The organism is Mesorhizobium tamadayense, from assembly GCF_003863365.1.
GTDB lineage: Bacteria > Pseudomonadota > Alphaproteobacteria > Rhizobiales > Rhizobiaceae > Mesorhizobium > Mesorhizobium tamadayense.
Genome location: NZ_RQXT01000119.1, coordinates 1 through 3,432, shown reverse-complemented (window position 1 = coordinate 3,432; position 3,432 = coordinate 1). Strand labels below are relative to the sequence as shown.

Genomic DNA, 3,432 nt, shown 5'->3' with positions numbered 1-3,432 from the left:
TGCGCAGCAGGAATGGATGGCAAACAACCTTCCCAAACGCGGCGCAATCGTGGAAGCCGGTCAGTGGGGCGAGCCGAAGCTGCCGCCCAAGGCCGAGCGTGTGTACGGCAAGCCGTCGAAGTCCGATCACACCGCCATGTATCTCGACCGCGACGGTAAGGTGCAGTCGGTCGCATACCGCATGCCAGCGGCCAAAAAGCCCAAGGGCAAGAATGGCGCCGATGTCGAGGCCGATGGCGATGATATCGTCGTTGCGGCAAAGCCGCGTCCGGACGTAACGCGCAAAGGCGTCGAGATGATCGGCGACCTGCGTACCGACGCGCTGCACGAGGCGCTGTCGCGCGCACCGATCGAGGACGACACGCTGATGGCGCTGCTCGTTCTCGCCTTCGCCGGCCAGAATGTGACAGTGGCATCTGGTGCCCGCGACATCTCCTGTTACGGGGCCGCAGGCCTCGGCGAACATGCCGCGCGCCTGTTCGACCAGGAGGGCAAGCTCGACTTCGACATGGACACGCTGCGCATTGCCGTGCGGTCCTTGCTGATCGACGTTCTGTCCTGCAGGGAGAATCGCTCGGACAGCGGCGTTGTCGCCCGTGTCGCCGGCGACGTCATCGCCGCCGACAACTTCCTGGCCAACATGGGAACGCAGGACTTCCTGTCATGCCTGTCGCGGCAGGCATTGGAAGTCGCCTGCGCGGACACATCCGTCCTGCCCCGTCAGAAGGTCAAGGACACCCGTGCGGCCCTGGTCGAGCATTTCAAGGAAGGCCGCTTCGTCCACCCGTCGGCGCTGTTTGCGCCCACTCCGGAAAAGCTGACCGCCTGGCTGAAGATGAACGAGGCCAAAGAGCAGCCTGAGGACGACGGCACGCCGCAGGACCAGGACGGGCTCGACGGCGATGCGATCGTCGATCCGCCGCACGACCATGCCGGCGATGATGACGCTGAAGGCTACCGCGAGGCCGCCGAGTAGCAGCGCGCCTCCTTCCTTCCGATCGCATTCCCGCCGCCGGTGACCTCGCCGGCGGCGGTTTTGTTTCCACCATGACTAACACGGAGACCCATCATGTCGGCTCAATTGATCTATGACCTCGTTCCACTCGGTTCAATCGTGAATTATTCTGACGGATCACCACGCCCGCCAGAGCGGCATCGCAAGAAGCTCGCCGCCTGGGAGAACCGCAACAGCGGCGGCCGGCTGATCCGCAAGCAGGCCGAAACCCGCGTCGGCAACACCACGCTGCCGGCATCCATTACCCTGCACAAGGGTGACTATGGCAGTCAGGGCACCATCGTTCTGCGCGTTCACCAGACGTTTTCGGTGAACAGCGCTCTCAATTTTGCGGTCAAGCAGCTGCCCGCTATCGGCTCGGTCCTGGTGCTCGACCGCCCCGGCGAAGACGCCGAACTGGTCAATCTCGCCAGCCACCGTACGGATGCCGAGGAATGGCTGACCCGGCACGGCTATCCGCGCGCCTCTCTCCGACAGGTGACGGCCGATGCCGTGGCCGCGGATATCATCGAGGGGAGGGCGGCATGAGCGTGGCCACTCCCCGGATTCGCGAAGAAGAAACCCCTGGTCCGGGGGTTTCTTTTGGCCGCAGCGCCGACGGTTATCCGGTCGCGCTTGTCGGTGAAACGGCGTTCGCCATGGTTCCGGACCGGAACGGCCGGCACTATCTTGTCACGGGCTGGCGTATCCGCCGGCCCATGGCCGAATGGACGCGCAGCGATTTCTACGGCCATGCCGGCAAGCTTGCCGACGAGGCGGCGTTTCGCGCGCATGTCGAGGCGAACGCCCTCCACCAGCGACAGCGCGCAGCGCTCGGGCGTCGCGAGATCCACTCCCGTGCCCACACGCCATGGGGAACGTCGCAGGGAGCAACCGTCTATGCCGAGGGCGTCGTGGCTCACTCAACGGCAGGCCATGGCGGGTTTCACCTGTCGGCAGAGCGGAATCGCAAAGTCGATTCGCTTCTTCGTGCCAATGGCGGCTGGTATGAAGAGGACTGCCATTGGGCGGCCGTCGCCCAGGCTTTCCCCGAGCTCTTCACGGACTTCGAGAAGGCTGGTGCGGAAAAGACCATCCGCGACTGGTATCCAGACGCCTGGGAGGCGATCCACGGGAGGGTGCTCGAACCCGGCCAATCCGCGAAAAAGGACGAGCGGGCATTTTTCGAGAAGCATGCCGATGACTGGGTCGTGGTGTCGGCGATCCGTTGCGAGCACCAGGCCGGTTTCACCGAAATTATCGCGACCCCTGGCGGCAAGCGTGGACCGGGCGCGGAGGAACGTCGCTTTCTCGTTGCGACCGACGAATATCATGTCAGCCGCTTTGGATTCGTCATCGATGTTGCGCGCCATCGTGTCTATGGCGGACCATCGAGCTTCATGGATTGGCAGGGGAGGGACACATAATGCCTGTCCCCGATCGCCGCGCACAAGCTCTTTCGCATGGAGGAGGCTCGGCGCCAAACACAGCGCCAGCTCAATATGGTCGACCGGCAGATCATAAGGCGGATGACGGCGATCATTCCGCAGCTCGGACCCCAATGTGTTGGCTATCGACGCGGGAGGGGCCCGGAGCCGGCAATGTTTCTCGAACGATATCGAGCCAACCTTGCAGCGATCACATTGGAGAGGCAGCACGAGATCGACGCTCTCACCCGCAAACTCGCAAGGCAGGATGCTGCAATCGAGGCGCTGCGTGCCAGACTGCCACCAGACCTGATGCGCGCCTGATACCGCGGCCTGGTCAGCGCTTGCGCACGAACTCGGTTCGCAACACCAGCCCCTTGATCGCGTCATGCCGACAGTCGATCTCTTCGGGATTGTCGGTCAGCCGGATCCACTTGATCACCGTGCCCTGCTTCAGGGTCTGCCCCGCGCCTTTGACCTTGAGGTCCTTGACGAGGACGACGGAGTCACCGTCGGCCAGTACATTACCGGCGGCATCGCGCACTTCAATTTGCCCGGCAGCAGCTGCAATGGCAGCCATCTCCGACGCTGGTCGCCATTCCCCTGTCGCGTCGTCATAGACGTAGTCGTCGTTGTGACCGGTCATTGCTGCCGTCGCCCCGGGATTGAATACAGTGCGCTGTCATTCCGACGTGGAAGCAGGCCAAAAATCTGATCCGCAGCGGCGGACCGGCGCGGCCCATCACCTATACCGGCAGGAGGCGAAGTTCAAACCACTGTCGTCCCTGGCGCAGCCTGGCGGGCAGGCGGATCGTGTGGCGGCGGGAATTGAACAGTGATTTCCTCCCGCATGCCGATGTCCGGATCCATCCCTTGCCGGTCTTCCCGGCGGGTTTGCTGCGGTCTGAACCGGCGGCTGTCCGCTTCAAGGCCGCTATCGCGCCGCGGAGCGGCCGGAACCCGCCGATCTCGACAAGGCTGGCCCGCGTCCCGCGCAGGGTCAGTGAAGAA

Annotated in this window: 5 protein-coding genes and 1 pseudogene; 4 read left to right on the top strand and 2 right to left on the bottom strand. The window is 63.8% G+C overall.

Features of this window, described 5'->3' with window-relative positions; genetic code table 11:
* The 4 genes and pseudogenes from EH240_RS36535 to EH240_RS39540 form a co-directional block, all read left to right on the top strand.
* Positions 1-976, top strand: a pseudogene (locus tag EH240_RS36535) (plasmid partitioning protein); the annotation flags it as partial.
* A 93-nt stretch (positions 977-1,069) separates the two neighbouring features.
* Positions 1,070-1,543 (top strand): hypothetical protein, encoded by a 474-nt coding sequence (locus EH240_RS36530; RefSeq protein WP_125007185.1) that lies wholly within the window; start codon positions 1,070-1,072, stop codon positions 1,541-1,543.
* Positions 1,540-2,421 carry a DUF7007 domain-containing protein gene (locus tag EH240_RS36525; protein ID WP_125007184.1) on the top strand — a complete coding sequence of 294 codons (882 nt, stop codon included), beginning with the start codon at positions 1,540-1,542 and terminating at the stop codon, positions 2,419-2,421. Before EH240_RS36530 ends, EH240_RS36525 begins: the two co-directional genes overlap by 4 nt.
* 174 nt (positions 2,422-2,595) lie before the next feature.
* Positions 2,596-2,745 carry a hypothetical protein gene (locus EH240_RS39540; RefSeq protein ID WP_245436701.1) on the top strand — a complete coding sequence of 50 codons (150 nt, stop codon included), beginning with the start codon at positions 2,596-2,598 and terminating at the stop codon, positions 2,743-2,745.
* 13 nt (positions 2,746-2,758) lie between these two features.
* Here the strand turns inward: EH240_RS39540 and EH240_RS36515 are convergent, their stop codons facing one another.
* On the bottom strand, positions 2,759-3,067 hold the full coding sequence (locus tag EH240_RS36515; protein ID WP_125007182.1) for an alkylphosphonate utilization protein: 309 nt from the start codon (positions 3,065-3,067) through the stop codon (positions 2,759-2,761).
* A gap of 100 nt (positions 3,068-3,167) precedes the next feature.
* A partial coding sequence (locus EH240_RS38640; protein WP_206075390.1) for a hypothetical protein occupies positions 3,168-3,432 on the bottom strand: 265 nt, incomplete at its 5' end.